Here is a 19,581-nt window from a genome sequence, read left to right on the forward strand (position 1 = left end):
GAGCACACATATGACTAACCGTTTACACACAACTATTGCAGATAATTATTTTAATGGTGTTTTAGCTAATGCCTCAGGTGTACATTGCCAGACAAAAGAAGAATTAGATGAATTGCTGAACTCACCCGAAGTCGCAACTGCTGTGACCAAAAGTTCAACAAAAGAAGTAAGAGAAGGTAATCCAAGACCTTCTTACTACGAATTTGAACAAGGTTCCATTAACTCAATGGGGCTACCAAACAACGGGTTCGATTATTATCTGGACTATGTTAGCCAAGATCACTCGCAAAAGCCAGTGATTTTATCCGTTGCTAGCTTGTCTATGGAAGAGGGTATTGAGTTACTTCAACGCGTTCAAGATTCGGATTTTCAAGGGATTACAGAGTTTAACTTATCTTGTCCAAATGTTGTGGGGAAGCCACAAGTTGCTTATGATTTTGTAGCTACTCAAAAGATTTTGACCGAAGTTTTTAAATTCTTCAAAAAACCACTAGGTGTCAAACTACCACCATTCTTTGACTTTGCGCATTTTGACCAAATGGCAGACATTTTAAATCAGTTCCCACTGTCACATATTAACTCAGTTAACTCAATTGGAAATGGCCTATATGTTGATGTAGAAACTGAATCATCAGTTATCAAACCCAAAAAAGGATTTGGCGGTCTTGGTGGTGCAATGATTTTACCAACAGCATTGGCGAACGTTCGTGCATTTCGTGAACGATTAAATGATGATATTAAAATCATTGGAACAGGTGGGGTAACCAGGGGTGAAGATGTTTTTGCTCACATTTTATGCGGCGCAGACTTAGTCTCCATCGGAACTGAGTTACAACGACAAGGGATTGGCTTATTCAAAAAATTGAATCAAGAGCTACTAGCTATTATGGATGAAAAAGGCTATCAAAGTGTTGATGATTTTAAAGGAAAATTGAAGTCAATGTAAAAAAATAAGAGATCAATTTGATCTCTTATTTTTTTTGATTATTTTTAGTCCATTCAAATGCTGTCGAAATAATCATCTCTAAGTTGGTATATTTTGGGTGCCATCCTAAAATAGTTTCCGCTTTAGTACTATCAGCCACTAATTCATCCGGATCACCACCGCGTCTAGGTGCATCTTCTGCTATAATTTTTTGTCCTGTAATTTCGCGTGCTGCTTCAACAATTTCTTTAACAGTAAATCCTGTTTTAGATCCCAAATTAAAGATGTCACTTTTACCGCCATTATTAAGATAATCTAAGCTCAGATAATGCGCATGTACTAAATCAACAACGTGAACGTAGTCTCTAACGTTATACCCATCGCGGGTATTATAATCATTTCCAAACATTTGCACTTTATCACGAATACCATCAGCAGCTTCCAAAACAATAGGAATCAGATGCGTTTCTGGATTGTGATCTTCGCCTAACTTACCGTCTAAACTAGCACCAGCCACGTTAAAGTAACGTAAAGCTACATAACTAATGCCATAAGCTTGTTCAGCCCAATTCATAATTTGTTCCATCATTAATTTGCTTTGCCCATATGGATTAATTGGATTAGTTGGATCAGTTTCTTTGATTGGCATTGTTTCTGGCATACCATAAACAGCCGCTGTTGAAGAAAAAATTAGTTTTTTGGCATCAAATTTAACCATTACCTCTAAAAGTTTAATTAGGCCATTAACATTGTTATCAAAATATTTCAGCGGATTAACAACTGATTCTGGTACCACGCTATCTGCACAAAAATGAATAACTGCTTCTATTTTTTCTTGCTCAAAAACATGACTTAAAAAGTCAGTATCGCGAATATCACCTTGATAAAATTTAGCCTGTTCATCAACAGCTTCCCGATGCCCGCGACTTAGATTATCTACGACAACAACCTCTTCATTTTTATCGACTAACTCTTTAACCATTTGGGAGCCGATATAACCGGCGCCACCTAAAACTAAAATTGCCATTATTTAATCTCCTTTTGTATCAATACATCTGTTTTATTGTAATATACCAAATTTAAAATAACAATTTTGTTTATAAATACTTAATAACGTGTTTCTACCTATTATATAGTAACTCATTTGGTCTGATTTAAAAATTTATAGTAACTTTTAAGAATTATTTTGTAAAAAATAGATAACTTCTGAAAATCAGTATTCCCGGAAGTAAAAATCAATAAAAAATAAGGTGCAAGCGCACCTTATTTTAATTAGTCGAAATATATCGTTTAATTCCCTTTTGCCATAATGCATATGAAAAAAGAAAGAATAAAATTGTCATGGTACTTAAAGTTATAAACATTTCAATTCCCAGTGAAATGGCAGTATCTGTTGTAACCAAATAAATTAACCCATTTGAAAGAGACAAGACTGGAACTAAATAAAGTAAGACCAATCTGATTTTTGTCGGATAAACACCCTGCGGACGATTAGCAGAATCAATCAAATATTCAGGAACACCATTCAAGGCAGTTAAGTTTTCTTTGAAAAAAGCAACTTCCACAACAATTTGATTAATTGAAAAAACAAACAAAATACCAATGATATAAAATAAGCCGACCAACAACCACTGTGTCAATCCAAGATGAAATTTAGCTATTAAGAAGCACGTTGCAGGTAAGTAAATAATCAAGTTCATTAAACTTGGGAAATCCAATTTGCCAAATGCATAGTAAAAGTAAGAATTTACAGGTTTCAAAAAAACATGATCTAAATTACCTGACACAATATTATCTGCTAAATTCTCATGCGCACCAATAAACAAAAACTGATAAGTCGATGTTATACAAGACAATGACATAATCATTACAAGATATTGATCCTGAGTCAGTCCCCCTATATCAGAACTAAATGAATAATAAATAGTTCCCGCCAAAAGTTCAACGATTGTAAAAATAAACCCAAACAAAGTAACTAAGGCGGATGTCGTGCGATAAGTGATGAATTCTTTAAAACTTTGCTTAGCTAAAATGCCATAAAGTTTTAGTGTCATACGCCCACTCCTTCGAATCTAGCTAACCCTCTTTTAAATAAATAGTTAGAGATAATCTTAAAAATCACACACCAAATAACTAGCGTCATAATATAGCTTACAAAGCGCTCACTATTGTGACTTTCTTTAATAAATAGTTCAACGAAATCACTAGAGACTAACGAAATCGGTGAAAAACGAAAAATTTGATAAATGGTACTAGATAAAACATCTAGAGGAAATAATAATCCGCCAAAAAACATATAGAGCGCACTAATGATAGGTCTTAGTGGCCAAATTTGGATTAGCCAAAAAGCTAACGTACCCATAATAAACATTAATTCATGCCAAACAATTAAACTTAAAATAAGATAAAGCACTAAACTGAGTGTAATTAGTATATTTAACTGTGTTACGGCCAACATGAGAACGACAAGTAAAATAAATGGACTACTACTGCCCAAAAATATCGCAAAACTATTTATTTTGATATTAACGGGTCTTAATAATGACGTATTCAATTGCCCAGATTTAATATTATTAGCTAAATCAAAAAGGGGGCTAAATGTAAACACGAAGGACAATAGCGCTGTCAGTAGTAAATATTGCAACATTTGAGGCTGTGTATAACCATTAATTACTGTCTCTTGAGAACTTTTGTAAATAGCAATCCACATCAAAAATGATAACCCGAGTTGAATTGATCGAGATAGCAATGAAATAAAAAAGTTAGTTTTATAAGTTAGTAAACTCAATAAACTTGTTTTCACACTAGCTAAATATTTCAAAATATCAATCCTTTCTTTCATTAAAAAGCTGATACAAAGTTTCTTCTAAAGAAGGGTGTTGAATATGAATATTTTGAATATCGCTTAGTTTAAGTGTGATACTTGCTTTTTCATCATAATCTGAAATAGTTGTTTGATGCGTTGTGTTTGTCAGTTGAGCATGATGACTACTCATAACGGGCCTTTGATGATGATGGTGATCGATCACGATTGAGGGACGTTTTAATTGTGCTTTTTCGACAAAGGTTTTAACTAAACCATCAAAAGCAATGTTCCCATTCAGCAAAACCATCATACGCTCAGTCACTGCTTCAATATCTGTCATTTGATGACTAATTAACAGTACGGTAACACCTTCCGTTTGATTAACTTTATTTATAAAATCGTGCAAAGCACGTTGGCTCACGATATCCATCCCAATAGTTGGTTCATCTAGTATAAGTAGCTCTGGACCGTGTAATAACGCCGCAATAACTTCTAATTTTGTTCTTTCACCAAGAGATAATTTACGAACTGGAACATAAACAACTTCTTCTAGACGGAACATTTTTAAATAACGATTCAGTCTTTGCTGATAATCTATTGCATCAATTTTATAGATAGATTTCAACATTTCAAATGTATCCGCAGCTGGTAAATTCCAATTTAATTGACTTTTTTGTCCCATTACTACCCCGATTTTTGATAAAAAAGTCGCATTATTAGTATCAGGTCTTGTCCCAGCAACTTTGACCTCCCCTTCTTCAGGCTGCAAAATCCCTGTGAGCAATTTGATAATAGTTGATTTTCCTGAGCCATTAGGACCGAGTAATCCAACTTTTTCGCCTTTTTCAAGAGTAAAGGAAACGTCTTTTAGAACATCTTTTTGTTGGTATCGTCTTTTGAAAACATCAACTATGGCTGATCTTATCCCCGACTTTTTTTGATAAGTTTGATACCCATAATTAACCCGATTCATCGTAATATATGACATACTTCTCCCCTGTTAGATAAACTTTTTATTAACTTTATCATTAATTTTTAATTTATTCAACAAAAAAGAAACGAGACTCTTGAAAGAGTCTCGTTATCACATTGCTAATCCATCCTGATACCCACGTTGATAATTGTTAAATGAGCCATTTGTTAATAATTCTGAAAATTGGCTTAAACTAGGGATTTTTTCAGGATAATGATGAATTGCTTCTTGATTAGTTGCTTCTTCTAAAGCTTGATCATAGCCCAAGTCATAGTCGCTTTTATGGCTATGTAGTAATTGCTGTTCATACTTTAAGCGTAAATAAGCCATCTCTTGGATACAATCTTGTTCAGAATCGTTATTCTTACGATGTGTTTCTGTCATAAACTCATCACCTTTGTCTAAAATACACCAAAAATGCTGGTGCTTGTCTTTACAACGGTTATCGTAACCCTTATATTAAGATTTAACAAAAAATAACGTTCCAAAATGACGGTCATATTCCAAGTATTTGATATAGTATTACTTAAACCGTTACTAAATCACCAAAGTTTTCTTTAATAAAAGTTTCTAAGATAGCAATATTTTCTCCTAATTCTAAAAATGTTGAATACATGAATAACTCATTATTATTGAAATAAATCGTTCGAGGAATGATACTTTGATTATCATAAAACCAATCTTCTAGTCGCATACCTCTTTGCTTCAGTAGGTTATAGCTTTGACCTTCATCTGTTATTTTCCAGTTTCTAGTATCGGTTTGAGACATCTGAATGCTGTCACGCTGTTTAATTTCAACAATATTTTTCATATTAATCCTCCGTGAACCAATGATTAATATTATAATATCATTTTTTTTTAATAAAAGTCGAGCTATTTTTAAAATATTACTTTTTCTTTAAACTTGTTATGATTTTACTTTTAAACTATCAGCATTTTTTATATACTAATTTATGTACGCGCTATTGTAATTAAATAGGATTAAAGGACGACTCATGAAGTTTTCTCATAACATCAAAAAAATTAGAACTGATAACAAACTGACTCAAGAAGATTTAGCACAATTACTAAATGTTTCACGAAAAACTATTTCAAGTTGGGAAACTGAACGAAGTTTTCCGGATATTGAGACTTTAAAAAAGCTAAGTCATCAATTTGAAATTCCAATTAATCAGTTGTTAGAACAAGATTTAACTACCAAAAAATATATTTCACACTTGTTTCCAAGAAGTCATGAAAAAAGCTCGCTTAAACACTTATGCCTGGTTCAGTTAATGTTTATCTTTATTGGCTATTTATCATTACTAGAGGTTATCAATTTCCCATTAACTACCTTAATTTTACTCTTCATCACACTAGTCACTTACCACCACAGCTCGCGTAATTTTCCTGTTAACACCTTGAGAACTTATAAGCGAAACAGTTTGCTTTTTTTGATTATTTGCTTACTGACTAATTCAATTTTAGGATTTACAGGACTTGTTCAAGAGTTTATCACTAATCAGCCTAATATCTACTACTTAAATGGTGCTATTGTCGGCAAGGCAATTATGGTTATTCTGTTAAGTGTTAGTATGTACGTCTTATTTGAAATAAGACACCTCTTTTTTCATAAAAAACGCAAACCTTGATAAAATTAGGTTTGCGTTTTTTGTGTCTAAGCTCCTTAGCATTTTGAAGTTCTACTTTTCAGCTACACTTTTAAAGGTGTTTGTTTTATAGTTAAATTGTTCATTATAACGCTATTGTTCCCTTACATTTATTAGCAAGATAGCATTATTCGGGGGGTAGTCTTTTTTAAGTTTTTATAATGAAGGCCAGTTATGCTTACTATAATGTAATCGTTGAAATAGCTACAGTAAGGAACTTGTTATAAGGTTTGTTTATAGTGTTTTTATTATCGTGAACTTCTCGTTTAAAAGAATTCCACTTATAAATTTCGTAAACAGATAAAACATATTTATAATGAAGATACTATTAACTTACCTTATAAAGAAGAGACTATTATTGTTATATAATAGCCTCTTTTTTATTTTGTCAATAACAGTTATAATTAGGTGACAATGATAGTGTTAAGGAGGATTTTGTATGTGGGATTTTATTCGTGGAATTTTTGATCACTTAAAATAAAAACATTTAAAAAGCACGGACAGGTTCTGATGCTTTTTTATCATTCATACATTAATCCTAGCAAGTTAAGGAGAAATACAACAAATGAAATTATCAATCGGTACATTACAAACTTTCGATTTTTTAGGTAAACAATTTTTTAGTAAAGTGTGGAACAGTTATCAAATTGCTTTTTATTATCACGATGATTTATGGGTTGGTGAATTTGTAAGCACCAAAAATCATAATCCCAAAATGAAAACAGGTAGACAACTAATCGATAATATCCAAAAAGACAATAGTGATTTAAGCATCTATAATATGGATTTTGATTTGGATCATGAACATAAGTTTATTAATCAAACTCAAAATAACGATAATCCTGCTGTAATCGAAATTCTTGAAAAAAGAGAACAAATCCAACAATCAGAGCTTGGAATGGATACCCCTTACCAAAAAGTAGCACTTCTAAATGAAGTGTACCCACAAGCAACAGGTAGTTTCGATGTACAAATAGGTCTTCACAACATTCAAAAAGCTTTACTTGAAGCTTCAAAATTATCAAAAAATATTAACCTAGGCCAATATATCCTAAATGCCAAAAAGGTTGGCACAACTATTAAAGTGCCTTATATGGAAATTGATCAAGATAAGCTTGATTTCGTTGGTTTAGTTACAGTTTAAAAAGTATGGGAATCATTCCCATACTTTTTATTTGGATATTAATTTTTTTAAAATATTTACTTAACCTACCATCTGAATGATACTTCGACTTTAATCTACAGTATAATTGACTATAGATTAAAACTTTGGAGGTTTACAATGGAAGTTATTTTACCAGTTATCACTTTTTTACTGGGTATCGCAATCGTTGTTACTTATTATCTCAAAAACAAAGATGAAAAAAAGCTTATTGATTCTTTTGTAGTTAATGATGAACAAGCAAAAGCAATAAGTAAAATCATTGATGAAACAGAAGATACCCAAAAAGCTGTCGAAACGATTCGTGATACGTATCATTTAACGACGGCTCAAGCCATTACACTATACGGACGTTTAAAGTCAAAATAAAAAACATCAGTCAATAAGATTGATGTTTTTTTAATTATAGAATATGAATACCGTGAGCTTCACATTTGTCAATCATCTCTTGTGGCCAAACACTTGTTTGAACTTCACCAATATGTGCTTTTTGTAAAAGTAACATACATAAACGAGACTGGCCGATTCCACCACCGATAGTATAAGGTAGCTCTTTGTTTAATATCTTATGATGATAAGGTAAATCAGCACGATCTGTTAAACCTGTTATTTCAAGTTGCGATTTCAAAGAGTCCTCATCAACACGAATCCCCATACTAGAAATTTCTAGTACACTTTGAAGAGGTTCAAACCAAAATAAGATATCACCATTTAATTGCCAGTCATCATAATCAGGTGCTCGACCATCATGAGGCTCGCCACTATCTAATTTACCACCAATTTGCATTAAGAAGACTGCCCCAAGTTCTTTGGTAATCGCATTTTCTCTTTCTTTCGGCGTTAAATCAGGATATTTATTTTCTAGTTCTTGAGTTGAGATGAATGTGATTTCTTCTGGTAAGTCATAAACTGCATCACCATAAGTTGCTTTTAGTTGTTGTTGTGTTTGTTTAATTGCTTCAAAGATTTTTTTAACTGTTTGTTTAAGCGTTTCGGGGTGACGTTCATCTTTTTGGATAACACGCTCCCAATCCCATTGATCGACATAAATAGAGTGAACATTGTCTAATTCTTCATCTTTACGTATAGCGTTCATATTAGTATATAAACCTGTGCCATTCTCAAAACCAAAGCGGCCTAGTGCGTTTCTTTTCCACTTAGCCAAAGAATGAACAATTTCAATGTCTTCTCCTGGAATATCTTTGATTTGAAATGAAACTGGAGATTCTACACCATTCAAATTATCATTCAATCCCGTATTCTTCAAAACAAACATTGGGGCCGAAACTCTGTTTAAATTAAGCGCATTGCCCAAATTATTTTGAAATAGCTCGCGAAGTTCTTGAATTGCTAGTTGGGTCTGTTTGACAGATAATTTTGAATCATAAGATTCTGGAATAAATAAGTCCATGTGTAAAATCTCCTTTTATATATTAGTTTGTTATTAGACTTTACCACTACAATTAATAAAAGTAAATTAAAAAATTAATTTATTATTAATTTTAATGGATTTTCCTTTTTTTAAAATAAACTAAAAAAGTGTATGATTAGGTATATCAATACTGATAAGGAGACATCTATCTATGTTAATTTTTTTAATGGGATTATTTTTCGTGATTATATTAGCTAACTTTTTAGCTAATCTTTTCCCAAAAATCCCCCAAGCTATTTGGCAAACATTACTTGGAATTGTTTTAGCTATGATTCCAAGTATGCAAAACTATGTTACCTCACTTGATCCTCAATGGTTCTTGCCGATTATTATTGCTCCCCTGCTATTTTATGAAGGCCAACAGACCACAAGAAAATATATTATTGAAAATTCAAAGGAAATCTTTCAATTATCATTTTGGCTAGCTTTTATGTGTATGGCAGCATTAATGCTGTTCATTCATTATGCATTAGGGTGGCCATTCAGTATTGCGCTCTGCATTGCGGCAATCGTGACACCTACCGATGCAACAGCACTTGGCTCAATCAAGTCAAACTTTGAAACACCCGAAAAATTAAGTGATGATTTAGAAATGGAATCTATGTTTAATGATGCAACAGTTGTTGTCGCATTAGAATTGTCGCTGATTTGGGTCAAGACCGGACATATCAATCCAGCCGAAGGTCTACTGACATTTGCTTATGCAGCATTAGGCGGAATTGCTTTTGGGGTTATTGCTTCAGTTATCATTATATTCTTTCGTAATTATTTACTCAAAAATCACTTTAATGATTCCACCTCTCAAGTGTTAATTCAATTGTTAACACCCATCTTAATTTATATCCTTGCTGAAGAAATCGGTGTTTCAGCTTTTATTGCAGTCGTTATTGCCGGAATCTTCCATCATGAAGAACAAGAACAAACCCTGTTAATGTCTTCTCAAATGACAAACCTTATGACACAGTTGTGGGATGTTCTCAGCCAAATTCTTAATGGTGTTGTCTTTGGTATTTTGGGCGTTAGTTTGGTTATTATTTTTAAAAATATCGAGTTTCTAACAGACCTTCATTACTATGAATTAATTGGTGTTAGCTTATGCGCATTATTAATCTTTTTCGTTATACGGACCTTGTTTTATTTCTATACGGGAGACGACACGCTTGATAAGCGCTTTCAATGGAAGAACGCGATTATTTTTGGGATTAGTGGCGTTCACGGGAGTGTAACACTAGCCATGGCTTTATCACTTCCAACCGTTGGCTTGCTTGACTTTAGAAATGATATTTTAGTCGTCGCTTCTTTTGTCATTGTACTTAGTTTCATTATTCCTTTATCAGTTTTACCATTCTTATTACCTGATCGAAAAATAGAACTTACAATTGACGAAATCCAAGAAGCCCATCGCGAAATTGTCCAATCTACGATTACTCACATTGACACACTGCCACTTGATAACAAGACTAAATTAAATCTGAGCCGTCGTATTCAAACCCAAACTGGATTTTCAAAACGAACACTATTTTCGCCTAAAGAATTTAAGCAAATCACAACCGACTTAAGTCACGACTATTATCTAGCTGTTCAGCAAGCATCTGTTAAAGGTCAACTCTCACCTGAAGCTATCGACTTATTCAACAGACTAAAATCAGCTCAGCAAAATAGCCAAACCTCTTTAAATGTTTTGTTCTCTTTTAGAAGAAGAAAACGTGAGTTCAAATCTCTTCAAATGGAAAACTCGCCCGAGATTACCGAAGCAAAATTAAACAAAATCAAAGATAAAATCAGTCGGATTGATAAACACCTCAAGTTTGCTAAATTACCTATATATAATAATTTATTACTAAAACGCAGAAGAAAACTTAAAACAGATTATGAATATTTATCTTATTTCAAAAAAGTGATTGTCTCTGACTCTTTAAAATCAGCTTTCACAGAATTAAAAGATGTTTTAAAACCTGTTACAGTTAAATTCTTAAAAGATTATGATTATCAAACTGAGGACAAGCAAAAAGTCATGGCTTTAAGACAGTTACTGGTTTTACAAAGTACACAAGTTGATGGCCAATTAGATTCCAAATTGTCTGAAAACCAGCATCTTATGGCATTATTACAGTATGAATTAACGGTCATCATAGACAATTACCGTAATAATAAATATAGTCAGGCTTTATTCAACCAGCTCTATGACGAAATTATTTCTGCTCAAAGTACACTACTTGCATTAGATTAATCATAAAAAAAGCACTTCGCAAAATTGCGAAGTGCTTTTTATGATCCAGCTATTAATTTTACAATTAAACTTCCTGCATACCCCACTATTATCACAAATGAAATAACAGCTAGTAGCAAGATAAGTTGACTTCTTTTTTTGCGAGGTTTTTCAAGCTCTTTAAAAAAGAGTGTCACATCAACTAATACGATAATAATAATGAATAAAATATCAAGAATAATGCTAAAAATTGTCATGTTTATTTCCCTTCTGAACAATAGTTATAGCATATCATGAGTTAGCATAATAAAAAACAACTTACAAAGTAAGTTGTTTAAGATTAAACGATTTTTAGTTTTAACTGTCCGTGTTCTACCCATTTAATAGCCAATTGAAGACGATAAACGCCATATGAAATGATAGCTGGTAATACCATTCCTACTCCAATATAAACCATTAAAGCACTGATATTTGATGAAGCTAGGTTAATTGGTGCGATAAATGAAGTTAGTCCTAGTCCTGCTAGTTGTGGTGTTGTTGTGAATCCAAAGGCAACAGTTGCAATCGGTGCACATATGATTGCTGCTACCATTGGCGGAATTGCAAGTCTTGGATTAGCTAGTAAGTTTGCAAATTGGACTTTAGGTGTAATTAGCCCTTGAGCAATGTTAGCTCCTAAGTTATTTTGGTTGAATGACATTACTGTGTAGCCTACAAATTGAGCTGTAGTTCCGATTAAGGCTGCTCCTGATGAGACAGGATCTAACATAATTGCGATAGCTAGTGCTGCAGAAGATGCGGGGGTCATCATGAAGATTGCCCAAACAACCGCAACTGCGATTGATCCTACAATAGGATTGATTGTAACTGAATCGTAGATGAATTGACTCATCCAAACCAACGCTGGTGTTGTTACAGCTGCTAAGATCAGACCAGAAACTGTTCCAACTACTGTTGATGAAAGTGGTACTAGCATCATATCTAAAGGTGTTTTTCCTGTTAAGTAGTTCCCTAATAAAGCGGCAATTAAACCTGCTGCAACAGCTGAAATAGGCTGACCTGAGGTAAACATTGTACTATTTCCTGCCAAAGTCATATGATGTCCTGTTGCAGTTATGGCTCCCATACCACTTTCTGAAAAGAACACGCTATTAGCACCAATGGTCGATGAAATCATCGCACTGAAAATAACTAACGTATTACTCTTTAAACATGCCGCAATTGCGACACCAATTGCAGGGCCTAAGAGGACTTGAGAAATTGTCCCAATTTGATATAGGGCCTGAATGTTAGCCATTTTCCCGACTGATTGTAATAATAGTCCAATTCCCAAGCAGACTAAAATAGCATTAGATACCCCTGCGGAAACTTGATAAACATAATCCATCGGCTTCTTGGCCTGATTAGCTGTGTTCTCTTTCATAATGTAAAGAACTCCTTTCGTGTTGTGTTTGTTTTTTGTATTATTAGAATTACAACATGTTTTCTAATAAAAGGCAACATTTATTTTTATTTTTTTTTAATAAAAGTGCTTATTATTTATTTTGATATGATAAAAAGGTTGATAAATCAATATTTCAAATATAAAACATCGCTCTCAGAATATGAGTTAAAATCTCATTTTCAAAACAAAAAAACCACTTTTTATAAGTGGTTTTTTGTTTTACAGGATTTTAGTAGTATTTCATTTCGACATCGCTTTAACACTGAAATGAACATCTTCAAAGTAATTATCAAAGGTTACGCGCCATTCACCTGGTTTCACATCTACCGGTAGTAAAAAGGTACCTGAAGAAACTTGTTCACCTTCAGATAAAGTTTTTCCTTGTTGATCAAGTTTATTTACCAACCATTTCAAAGCATTTAATGGATTTCCCAGTACTTCTGCTGAATTACCACGTGCAACTTCTTGATTATTATAAAATAATTGGCAGTTCACATTACTTAACTGACTCATTGATAGCGTTGAAGTTTCAAGTTCTTTACCATAAACAACGTATCCGCCAACAGCCGAATCTGCCATTACTAAATACTTTGATAATGCTGGGAACCAGTCTGCAAACCTGGAATCAGGTACTTCAACTCCAGGAGCCACCGTTGTTTTTGCGGCTAACTCTGCTAAACTATCTTCCGGTGACAATGCCTCCTTAGCCTTGAAAACCAATTCAACTTCAGCAAGCGGCGCCATTAAGTCTGATTTCATTTCAAGTGTTGCTCCGCTTTTGACAAAATGGCTAGCGACTTGCGCGCCATATAGCGGTTCATCTGAATCAAACATGTCTTGTGTTTGTTGGCTAGTTAGACTAACCTTATATCCCCCGAATTCTTCCCCCTTGAGTTCTGTTACTCTTTGTTGAACTCGGTAGCTGGCTGCTTCATCTGTTAGGGCTTCAGTATATTGAACCATTTGTAGTAGTTGCTTTGAGTGATAAGCCTGATACAAATCTTGAGCTACAGATTCTTCTAATTTTGATAATTTTTGTTGTCGTTCTTTTAAGTTTACAGTCATAGCAAGTTCTCCTCCATATGCTAGAACCCACTTTTAAAAACGACCAATCTTTAAAAGTGGTCTAACAAAATCTAAATTTATAATATTAATTGGACCTTCATCTGATGTGTAACTAATCGCAGATTCCATTTCGACCACCTCCTAAAGATTTCTTAGATAGTAAAGAAAACAATTACTATTAAGTTGCTTTCTTTATTTAACTTGTTGCTAGTATAACCTATATTATTAAAAAATCAACCTTTATTTTAATTATTATTTAATTAAATAAAAACCCACGAAAAGGGTAATTAAACACCAATTCGTGGGCTTGATATAATATATTTCACTACATATTTTTGACACTTTTATTTACATAATAATTTTACTCTATCCGCTAGAAAAACGAAAGTTAGTCATTGATTGGTTTGATTCAAATTTTAAAGAATATCGCATTTTTTCGAATTCGGATTTAAAACGTGTTAAATGAATTCGGTGGCGAGAGACTCGGTCTGCTAAAGCTTCAGCTGTTACCAGTTGGCTATATTTAGACATTAATTTGGTTTTCTGCTCATGAAAGGCTTGGCGTAATGCTTTTAATTCGCCTTTCATGGGTTTCGGTTTAGTTAACGTTGCTTGTGTTGCTTTGGCTTTTGCAGTCATAGTAATCTCTCCTTACATGAGTTAGCCACCTACATCTGTAAGTGGTCTAACAGAATCATCAATGTGTTTATAGTTTTTCACCTCTAAAAAATAATCATCGGTTGAGACTTCAATCGCAGATTCCATTGGAACCACCCCCTTCTAAAAACGTCCTAAATTAATCAAATAATGATCATCTTCGAAATAGCTGATACTCGTTTGTGTTGAGTTATTAACTAAATCTTGTTACCAATTATAACGAGTAAAATTAAAAAATCAACCTTTAAATTCACTTTTATTTAATTTTTTAATTTATAACTCATGAAGAACACCTTCTTATCCCTTATCCTAATGCGGTTTTCTGAGTTTAAAACTTTATCAAAATAATTTTTACTTATTGATACAAACTTCAATTTATTTGCTTTTTTATTGCGTCCCCCATCATTGGATTTATTATCAGTCAACACAAATAAAAAAACCACTTTAAAAAGTGGTTTTTATTTTGTGAATGCCCAAATATGCATCATATCTTTTTGAATTTCTGCAGGATTATAAATAGTTAAACTATGATTTTTATTAGGATCATCATTCGGATCTAGTAAACGAATACCATTATCATCTGAATAAGACAATACCATAAAGTGACCACTTTGGGTAAATTGACCAGGACCTACGGAAATAACAACCGGAATTCCTTGTTTGAGGTAAGGAATGGCATTATTAATATCGTTGCCTAAATCATGGTATTGATAACCAAATTGAGTCGCAAAAGCTGGGAAAATATCCCATGAAGTCCCTTGGCCATCTACAAAGTATCGACTGCCAGACCAATTTAATATGTCGGCAGGTGAAGTTTTAATTGAATTATCAAAGAAAGCACTCACCATAGCTAAAGAAGCAACCGCACAGCCGTTTTCATCAAGTGTCCCAGCCCCTGTACCATATGGCAAGCTCTTATATCTTTCATCAGTTTGTAAAATCAAATGTGAATTGAGGCTATCTTGCTTTAGCTTAGCTGAAACTTGTTGCGCGTAAGCTTGCATAGGATTGGTTGCTGGTGCTTCAGGTTCAATTTGTTGATTATCGTTTTTATCTTCACGCTTTTCTTCAACTTTAATTTTTGCATAATCACCATTTACCCATTGGTTAGCCCCTAATTCATACCAAGTTTGACCGTGAACAACACGTCTTTGATACACATGATAATCTTGTTGATCTTGGACGATACCAGTCGCTTGTGTACTGTTTGGTTCAGACCATATTCTCAAATTGTATCCTGGTATATAAGAAATAGTAACAGTTGCGTCCATTTCTTGTGCTGAGTTTTCACCTAATAAGTCGGTATATTTTGCCATAACATATTCATTGTTACCCACTAAGTAATATGAGTGACCTTGAGGGTCTTTGGCTTCATTGTGGACTAGCCATTGACCGTCATTAGGTAAATAGTTCTTTACTGTTGGGTTAGTCGTTACATTTTGCCAAGATGCAATTTTTTGTCCGTCAACGAAATTTCCTGTTGCGATTTGTAAACTGCTATCGGCTTTTACTTCATGATTTAGTGGTAAAGTTGTTGCTCCTAGAAGTACTGAAGCAAGTGTTAGAGTTGAAACGAGTTTATTTTTTTTGTTCATTGTAACTTCTTCCTCCGTTACTGATACCTTTCGTAATCATGATAATTTTAGCAGATTATTGTTACTAAACCGTTACAAAATGAATACATTATGGCGAAAAGATAATATATTATAACACAATATAATTGAATATAATATATTATTCCAAAACCATATCAATATGCTCAATACCGTCTTCTAGATAGGGTTTTGAGGTTTGTTCAAACCCATAACTACCATAGAAATTATTCAGATATGATTGAGCGGCTATTTTAATAACCACTTGTGGGTACTGAAGTTTGATTTGATCTAGAACAACCTCAATCACTTTTCTTCCTAGTTTTTGTTTTCTAAATTTTTTAGGAACAAGTACTCGGCCAAAACTAACACTGTGTTCTTTTTCTAAAATCCTCGCATAGGCTGCTAACTCATTATCTGCCGTCCAAAACATAACATGAGTTGCGTCATCATCTGTATCGTCAACTTCTTGGTAAGGACTCTGCTGTTCTACAACAAAAACCTTCACGCGTTCCTTCATTATTGTCAATAACTGATCAATAGTTAACTTATTAGTTTTTTTGATTTCAATTTTCATAGCTTAAAATTTCCTTTCCTAAATAAAAACGCACCTAACATAATTTCCTCACATCTTTGATGTGCCCTAGTAGAAATTAGATTAGGTGCGTAATGTTTTAACTGCCCGGGGACAGCAAAACCGCTTATTCTTTTTTTGAAATTATATCAGGGTAATCAAACAGAATCAATAACTATAAAGCCTATTCTATTGATACCAATTCAACTTTTGTTGCACCTGGAATTTCACCAATAGCTGATAGCAATTCATCTACTGAACAAATAAGTTCACTAAAATCTAACGAAATCATCACACTTGCAATGCTGTGAATTGGGATATTTTGATTAATTGTCAAAATACTCGCATTCTTCTTTGATATAACAGTTAACACTTTGGATAAAATACCTTTTTGATGATCTAGCATGAACGAAATAACGGCTTTTTTGTTCCAATCACCACGCTCATTATTAAAAACTAAATCTTTGTATTTATAATAAGTTCCCCGACTAATACCGACTCTTTTGGTTGCTTCGCTAACTTGTGTCACTTCACCCGTATCAATCAGCTTTCGAGCCTGAATAACCTTCTCAAATGAGTCCGGTAAAATGGACTTATCCACTATATAATATTTATTAATCATTTTGCACCTTCACACTTAATCCTTTTTGTTCGACTTCTATCGGTTTCACCATGAAATCAGAGAACTTTTGAGCCAAAACTTCTACCATTTTAGCACGTTTTTCTTCATCAGGTGAAATTAACATCATAGTTGAACCACTACCACTTAAATAAATCAGACTATTATGTTGTTGTGTAATACGTTCAATCTCATCATAATCCCTAATTAATTTGGTGCGATAAGGTTGATGCATTTTATCTTTTAAAGTAGCTGATAATTTATCAAAATTACCTTGAGCAAGTGCCTGAACTAGTGCCAGACTGTGACTAATCTGAAAAGTAATATCTGCATATGTCATCTGCTTAGGCAAGGCAGCTCTTGCTTCTTTAGTACTCATTTTATAGTTGGGGATAATCGCTGTAAATTTCAAGCTTGGACTAACCTCGTATTGCGTGAGTTCAACCTTATCGCCATCCAAGAAAGCTGAACATAATTTACCATAGACAGCAGGTGCAATATTGTCTGGGTGCTTTTCCATTTGAGTTGCTAATTGGACTAACCTATCGTCAGTAAAATCTTGATCAAACCACAATCCTGCTGCTTTAATACCAGCCACAATACAACTAGCAGAACTGCCCAAGCCTCTTGAGACTGGAATTTCACTATCAATTGTCAGCTTCACTGAGGGAACCTCTTGATTCAAGTACTCGCAACCTTTGACAAATGCCTGATATACAATATTTGAATCATTTTGATAAATTGGCTCACACCCTGTAATTTCAAGTCGTTGTGAACTAGGTTCAAAGATAAAAGTGCCGTACATATTCACGGCTAATCCTAAACAGTCAAAACCAGGGCCTACGTTTGCACTTGTTGCAGGTACTGTGATTTTAATCATATTCTACAACTCCTTTGCTTTATTCTTGACGTAATCACGCATTTCTTCAATAGATACGAAGTCTTGTTCTTTAGTATGAATACCAAAGAGTTCTTTGATTGCATCTGGTGCAGTAACCCCTGTTTGACGTTCAACTGCCATGATTTTTTGCATAGCTTCTTGGTCCTCTTTTTCTTCTTCATCAATTACCGCATCATAAACCGTATCAATAAATTTGTAAGGACTGGCTGTACTTAATAAGATGTTTGGAATATCAGAGTCTTGCTCTTCAAAGTCACGCATTACTTTATACCCACAAGCAGTATGCGGATCCATTAAGTAACCTGTTTCTTCATATAAATTGTGAATCATTTCTTTGATTTCTTCATCTGTACAAAAACCACACGCAAAATCCTGTTTAATTGCGGCTAGTAAATCAGCATCAACTTGGAATTGACCGGTTGTTTCTAGATCTGACATTAACTGCTGAATTAATTTTGTATCTTCGCCACTCTTATAGTAAAGCAGTCTTTCAAAGTTACTTGAAATTTGAATATCCATACTTGGTGCACAAGTCTTGAAGAAAGGACGATTGCGATCATAAACACCTTCTTCGAAAAAGTCAGCGATAACATTGTTTTCGTTGCAGGCAATAATCAATTTGTTGACTGGAAGTCCCATCAACTTAGCATAGTACCCTGCCAAAACATCACCAAAGTTCCCTGTTGGCACGGTAAAGTTTACTTTATCTCCTGCTTTAATTTTGTTTTGGTCAAGTAGTTGTTTGTAAGCGTTGAAGTAGTAGACAACTTGTGGAATTAAGCGACCAATATTAATTGAATTAGCACTTGATAAGCTAATATTTTCACCTAATTCCTGGCTCAGTTGTTCATCATTTAGAATTTGCTTAACTTTAGTTTGAGCATCATCAAAGTTACCTTCAATTGCTGCTAAGTTTGTATTGTCACCATAGGTTGAAAGCATTTGTGTTTCTTGAACAAAACTCACACCACCATTAGGATAAAATACTGTAATTCCTGTGTTCTTATTATCTTTAAATCCATTCAACGCAGCCGTTCCTGTATCTCCACTAGTTGCAGTTAGAATCATTACCTTTTCTTGATCTTCTAGAACATATTGCATTAACTTAGGTAACAACTGTAACCCCACATCTTTGAATGCACTTGTTGGACCGTGGAATAATTCTAAAACATAAAAATTATCAACTGCTTTGATTGGTGCAATTTCTGGACTGTCAAAGGTTTGATGATAAGCACTATCAACACTTTGATTAATCTCATCTTGTGTAAAATCAGGTAATAATCTTGTTAAGACTTGTTTCGCAATATCTTGATAACTCAAGCCACTTAATTGGTTGATATCTAATGGGTATTTTTGGATTTCAGGTAACACAAATAGTCCCTTATCTTTTGAGAATCCCTGAAAAATAGCACGCTTTGCTGGCAGTGCGACTTGATGATTTCTAGTACTGGTATATTGAGGCATAAATAATCTCCTTAACGTTTGTTGCTTATTCAATATGTTTATGATAAAGTGTTTATTAAATAAAAACAAGTGTTTATTAAAAATAAACAAATATTTCAAGGAGGTCTTT

21 protein-coding genes are annotated in these 19,581 nt (G+C 33.7%); 5 read left to right on the forward strand and 16 right to left on the reverse strand.

All coding sequences use genetic code 11. The features are described from left to right. The first annotated feature begins 10 nt into the window (after nucleotides 1–10). A complete protein-coding gene (locus tag JNUCC72_RS06205) occupies nucleotides 11–946 on the forward strand; it encodes a dihydroorotate oxidase (protein ID WP_454144771.1) in 936 nt (311 codons plus the stop codon). Nucleotides 947–971: 25 nt separating this feature from the next. Here JNUCC72_RS06205 and galE read toward each other — a convergent pair whose 3' ends face one another. From galE to JNUCC72_RS06235, 6 genes are all read right to left on the reverse strand, one after another. Beyond that, nucleotides 972–1,952 (reverse strand): UDP-glucose 4-epimerase GalE, encoded by a 981-nt coding sequence (gene galE, locus JNUCC72_RS06210; RefSeq protein ID WP_454144773.1) that lies wholly within the window; start codon nucleotides 1,950–1,952, stop codon nucleotides 972–974. A gap of 241 nt (nucleotides 1,953–2,193) precedes the next feature. Then, on the reverse strand, nucleotides 2,194–2,979 hold the full coding sequence (locus tag JNUCC72_RS06215; RefSeq protein WP_454144775.1) for an ABC-2 family transporter protein: 786 nt from the start codon (nucleotides 2,977–2,979) through the stop codon (nucleotides 2,194–2,196). Then, entirely contained in the window at nucleotides 2,976–3,746 is a 771-nt protein-coding gene (locus tag JNUCC72_RS06220) for an ABC-2 family transporter protein (protein ID WP_454144777.1), read from the reverse strand. Before JNUCC72_RS06220 ends, JNUCC72_RS06215 begins: the two co-directional genes overlap by 4 nt. 4 nt (nucleotides 3,747–3,750) lie before the next feature. Next, the gene (locus JNUCC72_RS06225; protein ID WP_454144779.1) at nucleotides 3,751–4,719 is read right to left on the reverse strand and encodes an ABC transporter ATP-binding protein; all 969 of its coding nucleotides are present in this window, start codon (nucleotides 4,717–4,719) and stop codon (nucleotides 3,751–3,753) included. A 96-nt stretch (nucleotides 4,720–4,815) separates the two neighbouring features. After that, on the reverse strand, nucleotides 4,816–5,088 hold the full coding sequence (locus JNUCC72_RS06230) for a hypothetical protein (protein WP_454144781.1): 273 nt from the start codon (nucleotides 5,086–5,088) through the stop codon (nucleotides 4,816–4,818). Nucleotides 5,089–5,230: 142 nt separating this feature from the next. Further along, the gene (locus tag JNUCC72_RS06235; RefSeq protein WP_454144783.1) at nucleotides 5,231–5,515 is read right to left on the reverse strand and encodes a hypothetical protein; all 285 of its coding nucleotides are present in this window, start codon (nucleotides 5,513–5,515) and stop codon (nucleotides 5,231–5,233) included. A 184-nt stretch (nucleotides 5,516–5,699) separates the two neighbouring features. Here JNUCC72_RS06235 and JNUCC72_RS06240 point away from each other — a divergent pair, with 184 nt between their 5' ends. From JNUCC72_RS06240 to JNUCC72_RS06250, 3 genes are all read left to right on the forward strand, one after another. Continuing rightward, on the forward strand, nucleotides 5,700–6,335 hold the full coding sequence (locus JNUCC72_RS06240) for a helix-turn-helix transcriptional regulator (protein ID WP_454144785.1): 636 nt from the start codon (nucleotides 5,700–5,702) through the stop codon (nucleotides 6,333–6,335). Between the two features lie 583 nt (nucleotides 6,336–6,918). Then, nucleotides 6,919–7,497: a hypothetical protein gene (locus tag JNUCC72_RS06245; RefSeq protein WP_454144787.1), complete on the forward strand. Its 579-nt coding sequence runs from the start codon at nucleotides 6,919–6,921 to the stop codon at nucleotides 7,495–7,497. A 138-nt stretch (nucleotides 7,498–7,635) separates the two neighbouring features. Beyond that, complete coding sequence (locus JNUCC72_RS06250; RefSeq protein ID WP_454144789.1) at nucleotides 7,636–7,884, forward strand: hypothetical protein; 249 nt, start codon at nucleotides 7,636–7,638, stop codon at nucleotides 7,882–7,884. A gap of 34 nt (nucleotides 7,885–7,918) precedes the next feature. Here the strand turns inward: JNUCC72_RS06250 and asnA are convergent, their stop codons facing one another. Further along, nucleotides 7,919–8,926: an aspartate--ammonia ligase gene (asnA, locus tag JNUCC72_RS06255; protein WP_454144791.1), complete on the reverse strand. Its 1,008-nt coding sequence runs from the start codon at nucleotides 8,924–8,926 to the stop codon at nucleotides 7,919–7,921. Between the two features lie 172 nt (nucleotides 8,927–9,098). Between asnA and JNUCC72_RS06260 the strand changes: the two genes are divergently transcribed. Further along, entirely contained in the window at nucleotides 9,099–11,177 is a 2,079-nt protein-coding gene (locus JNUCC72_RS06260; protein WP_454144793.1) for a cation:proton antiporter, read from the forward strand. 38 nt (nucleotides 11,178–11,215) lie between these two features. Here JNUCC72_RS06260 and JNUCC72_RS06265 read toward each other — a convergent pair whose 3' ends face one another. From JNUCC72_RS06265 to thrC, 9 genes are all read right to left on the reverse strand, one after another. Next, complete coding sequence (locus JNUCC72_RS06265; RefSeq protein ID WP_454144795.1) at nucleotides 11,216–11,413, reverse strand: hypothetical protein; 198 nt, start codon at nucleotides 11,411–11,413, stop codon at nucleotides 11,216–11,218. Between the two features lie 83 nt (nucleotides 11,414–11,496). Further along, nucleotides 11,497–12,579 carry a PTS sugar transporter subunit IIC gene (locus JNUCC72_RS06270; protein WP_454144797.1) on the reverse strand — a complete coding sequence of 361 codons (1,083 nt, stop codon included), beginning with the start codon at nucleotides 12,577–12,579 and terminating at the stop codon, nucleotides 11,497–11,499. A gap of 261 nt (nucleotides 12,580–12,840) precedes the next feature. Next, nucleotides 12,841–13,665, reverse strand: coding sequence for a 2-keto-4-pentenoate hydratase (locus JNUCC72_RS06275; protein WP_454144799.1), 825 nt, complete (start codon nucleotides 13,663–13,665; stop codon nucleotides 12,841–12,843). A 366-nt stretch (nucleotides 13,666–14,031) separates the two neighbouring features. Next, complete coding sequence (locus tag JNUCC72_RS06280; RefSeq protein ID WP_454144801.1) at nucleotides 14,032–14,304, reverse strand: hypothetical protein; 273 nt, start codon at nucleotides 14,302–14,304, stop codon at nucleotides 14,032–14,034. A gap of 476 nt (nucleotides 14,305–14,780) precedes the next feature. Continuing rightward, the gene (locus tag JNUCC72_RS06285; RefSeq protein ID WP_454144803.1) at nucleotides 14,781–15,917 is read right to left on the reverse strand and encodes a C39 family peptidase; all 1,137 of its coding nucleotides are present in this window, start codon (nucleotides 15,915–15,917) and stop codon (nucleotides 14,781–14,783) included. Nucleotides 15,918–16,056: 139 nt separating this feature from the next. Next, nucleotides 16,057–16,491 (reverse strand): GNAT family N-acetyltransferase, encoded by a 435-nt coding sequence (locus tag JNUCC72_RS06290; RefSeq protein WP_454144805.1) that lies wholly within the window; start codon nucleotides 16,489–16,491, stop codon nucleotides 16,057–16,059. 181 nt (nucleotides 16,492–16,672) lie between these two features. After that, nucleotides 16,673–17,107, reverse strand: a complete 435-nt coding sequence (locus JNUCC72_RS06295) for an ACT domain-containing protein (RefSeq protein WP_454144934.1) — start codon at nucleotides 17,105–17,107, stop codon at nucleotides 16,673–16,675. Next, nucleotides 17,103–17,987 (reverse strand): homoserine kinase, encoded by an 885-nt coding sequence (gene thrB / locus JNUCC72_RS06300; protein WP_454144807.1) that lies wholly within the window; start codon nucleotides 17,985–17,987, stop codon nucleotides 17,103–17,105. Before thrB ends, JNUCC72_RS06295 begins: the two co-directional genes overlap by 5 nt. 3 nt (nucleotides 17,988–17,990) lie before the next feature. Beyond that, nucleotides 17,991–19,472 carry a threonine synthase gene (gene thrC / locus JNUCC72_RS06305; RefSeq protein WP_454144809.1) on the reverse strand — a complete coding sequence of 494 codons (1,482 nt, stop codon included), beginning with the start codon at nucleotides 19,470–19,472 and terminating at the stop codon, nucleotides 17,991–17,993. Between the last annotated feature and the right edge of the window lie 109 nt (nucleotides 19,473–19,581).

Source organism: Holzapfeliella sp. JNUCC 72, from assembly GCF_053668685.1.

Bases quoted from the DNA above. Each gene is read 5' to 3' on its own strand.
- JNUCC72_RS06205 (WP_454144771.1), top strand. From the start codon at position 11: ATGACTAACCGTTTACACACAACTATTGCAGATAATTATTTTAATGGT.
- galE (WP_454144773.1), bottom strand. From the start codon at position 1,952: ATGGCAATTTTAGTTTTAGGTGGCGCCGGTTATATCGGCTCCCAAATG.
- JNUCC72_RS06215 (WP_454144775.1), bottom strand. From the start codon at position 2,979: ATGACACTAAAACTTTATGGCATTTTAGCTAAGCAAAGTTTTAAAGAA.
- JNUCC72_RS06225 (WP_454144779.1), bottom strand. From the start codon at position 4,719: ATGTCATATATTACGATGAATCGGGTTAATTATGGGTATCAAACTTAT.
- JNUCC72_RS06230 (WP_454144781.1), bottom strand. From the start codon at position 5,088: ATGACAGAAACACATCGTAAGAATAACGATTCTGAACAAGATTGTATC.
- JNUCC72_RS06235 (WP_454144783.1), bottom strand. From the start codon at position 5,515: ATGAAAAATATTGTTGAAATTAAACAGCGTGACAGCATTCAGATGTCT.
- JNUCC72_RS06240 (WP_454144785.1), top strand. From the start codon at position 5,700: ATGAAGTTTTCTCATAACATCAAAAAAATTAGAACTGATAACAAACTG.
- JNUCC72_RS06245 (WP_454144787.1), top strand. From the start codon at position 6,919: ATGAAATTATCAATCGGTACATTACAAACTTTCGATTTTTTAGGTAAA.
- JNUCC72_RS06250 (WP_454144789.1), top strand. From the start codon at position 7,636: ATGGAAGTTATTTTACCAGTTATCACTTTTTTACTGGGTATCGCAATC.
- asnA (WP_454144791.1), bottom strand. From the start codon at position 8,926: ATGGACTTATTTATTCCAGAATCTTATGATTCAAAATTATCTGTCAAA.
- JNUCC72_RS06260 (WP_454144793.1), top strand. From the start codon at position 9,099: ATGTTAATTTTTTTAATGGGATTATTTTTCGTGATTATATTAGCTAAC.
- JNUCC72_RS06265 (WP_454144795.1), bottom strand. From the start codon at position 11,413: ATGACAATTTTTAGCATTATTCTTGATATTTTATTCATTATTATTATC.
- JNUCC72_RS06270 (WP_454144797.1), bottom strand. From the start codon at position 12,579: ATGAAAGAGAACACAGCTAATCAGGCCAAGAAGCCGATGGATTATGTT.
- JNUCC72_RS06275 (WP_454144799.1), bottom strand. From the start codon at position 13,665: ATGACTGTAAACTTAAAAGAACGACAACAAAAATTATCAAAATTAGAA.
- JNUCC72_RS06280 (WP_454144801.1), bottom strand. From the start codon at position 14,304: ATGACTGCAAAAGCCAAAGCAACACAAGCAACGTTAACTAAACCGAAA.
- JNUCC72_RS06285 (WP_454144803.1), bottom strand. From the start codon at position 15,917: ATGAACAAAAAAAATAAACTCGTTTCAACTCTAACACTTGCTTCAGTA.
- JNUCC72_RS06290 (WP_454144805.1), bottom strand. From the start codon at position 16,491: ATGAAAATTGAAATCAAAAAAACTAATAAGTTAACTATTGATCAGTTA.
- thrB (WP_454144807.1), bottom strand. From the start codon at position 17,987: ATGATTAAAATCACAGTACCTGCAACAAGTGCAAACGTAGGCCCTGGT.
- thrC (WP_454144809.1), bottom strand. From the start codon at position 19,472: ATGCCTCAATATACCAGTACTAGAAATCATCAAGTCGCACTGCCAGCA.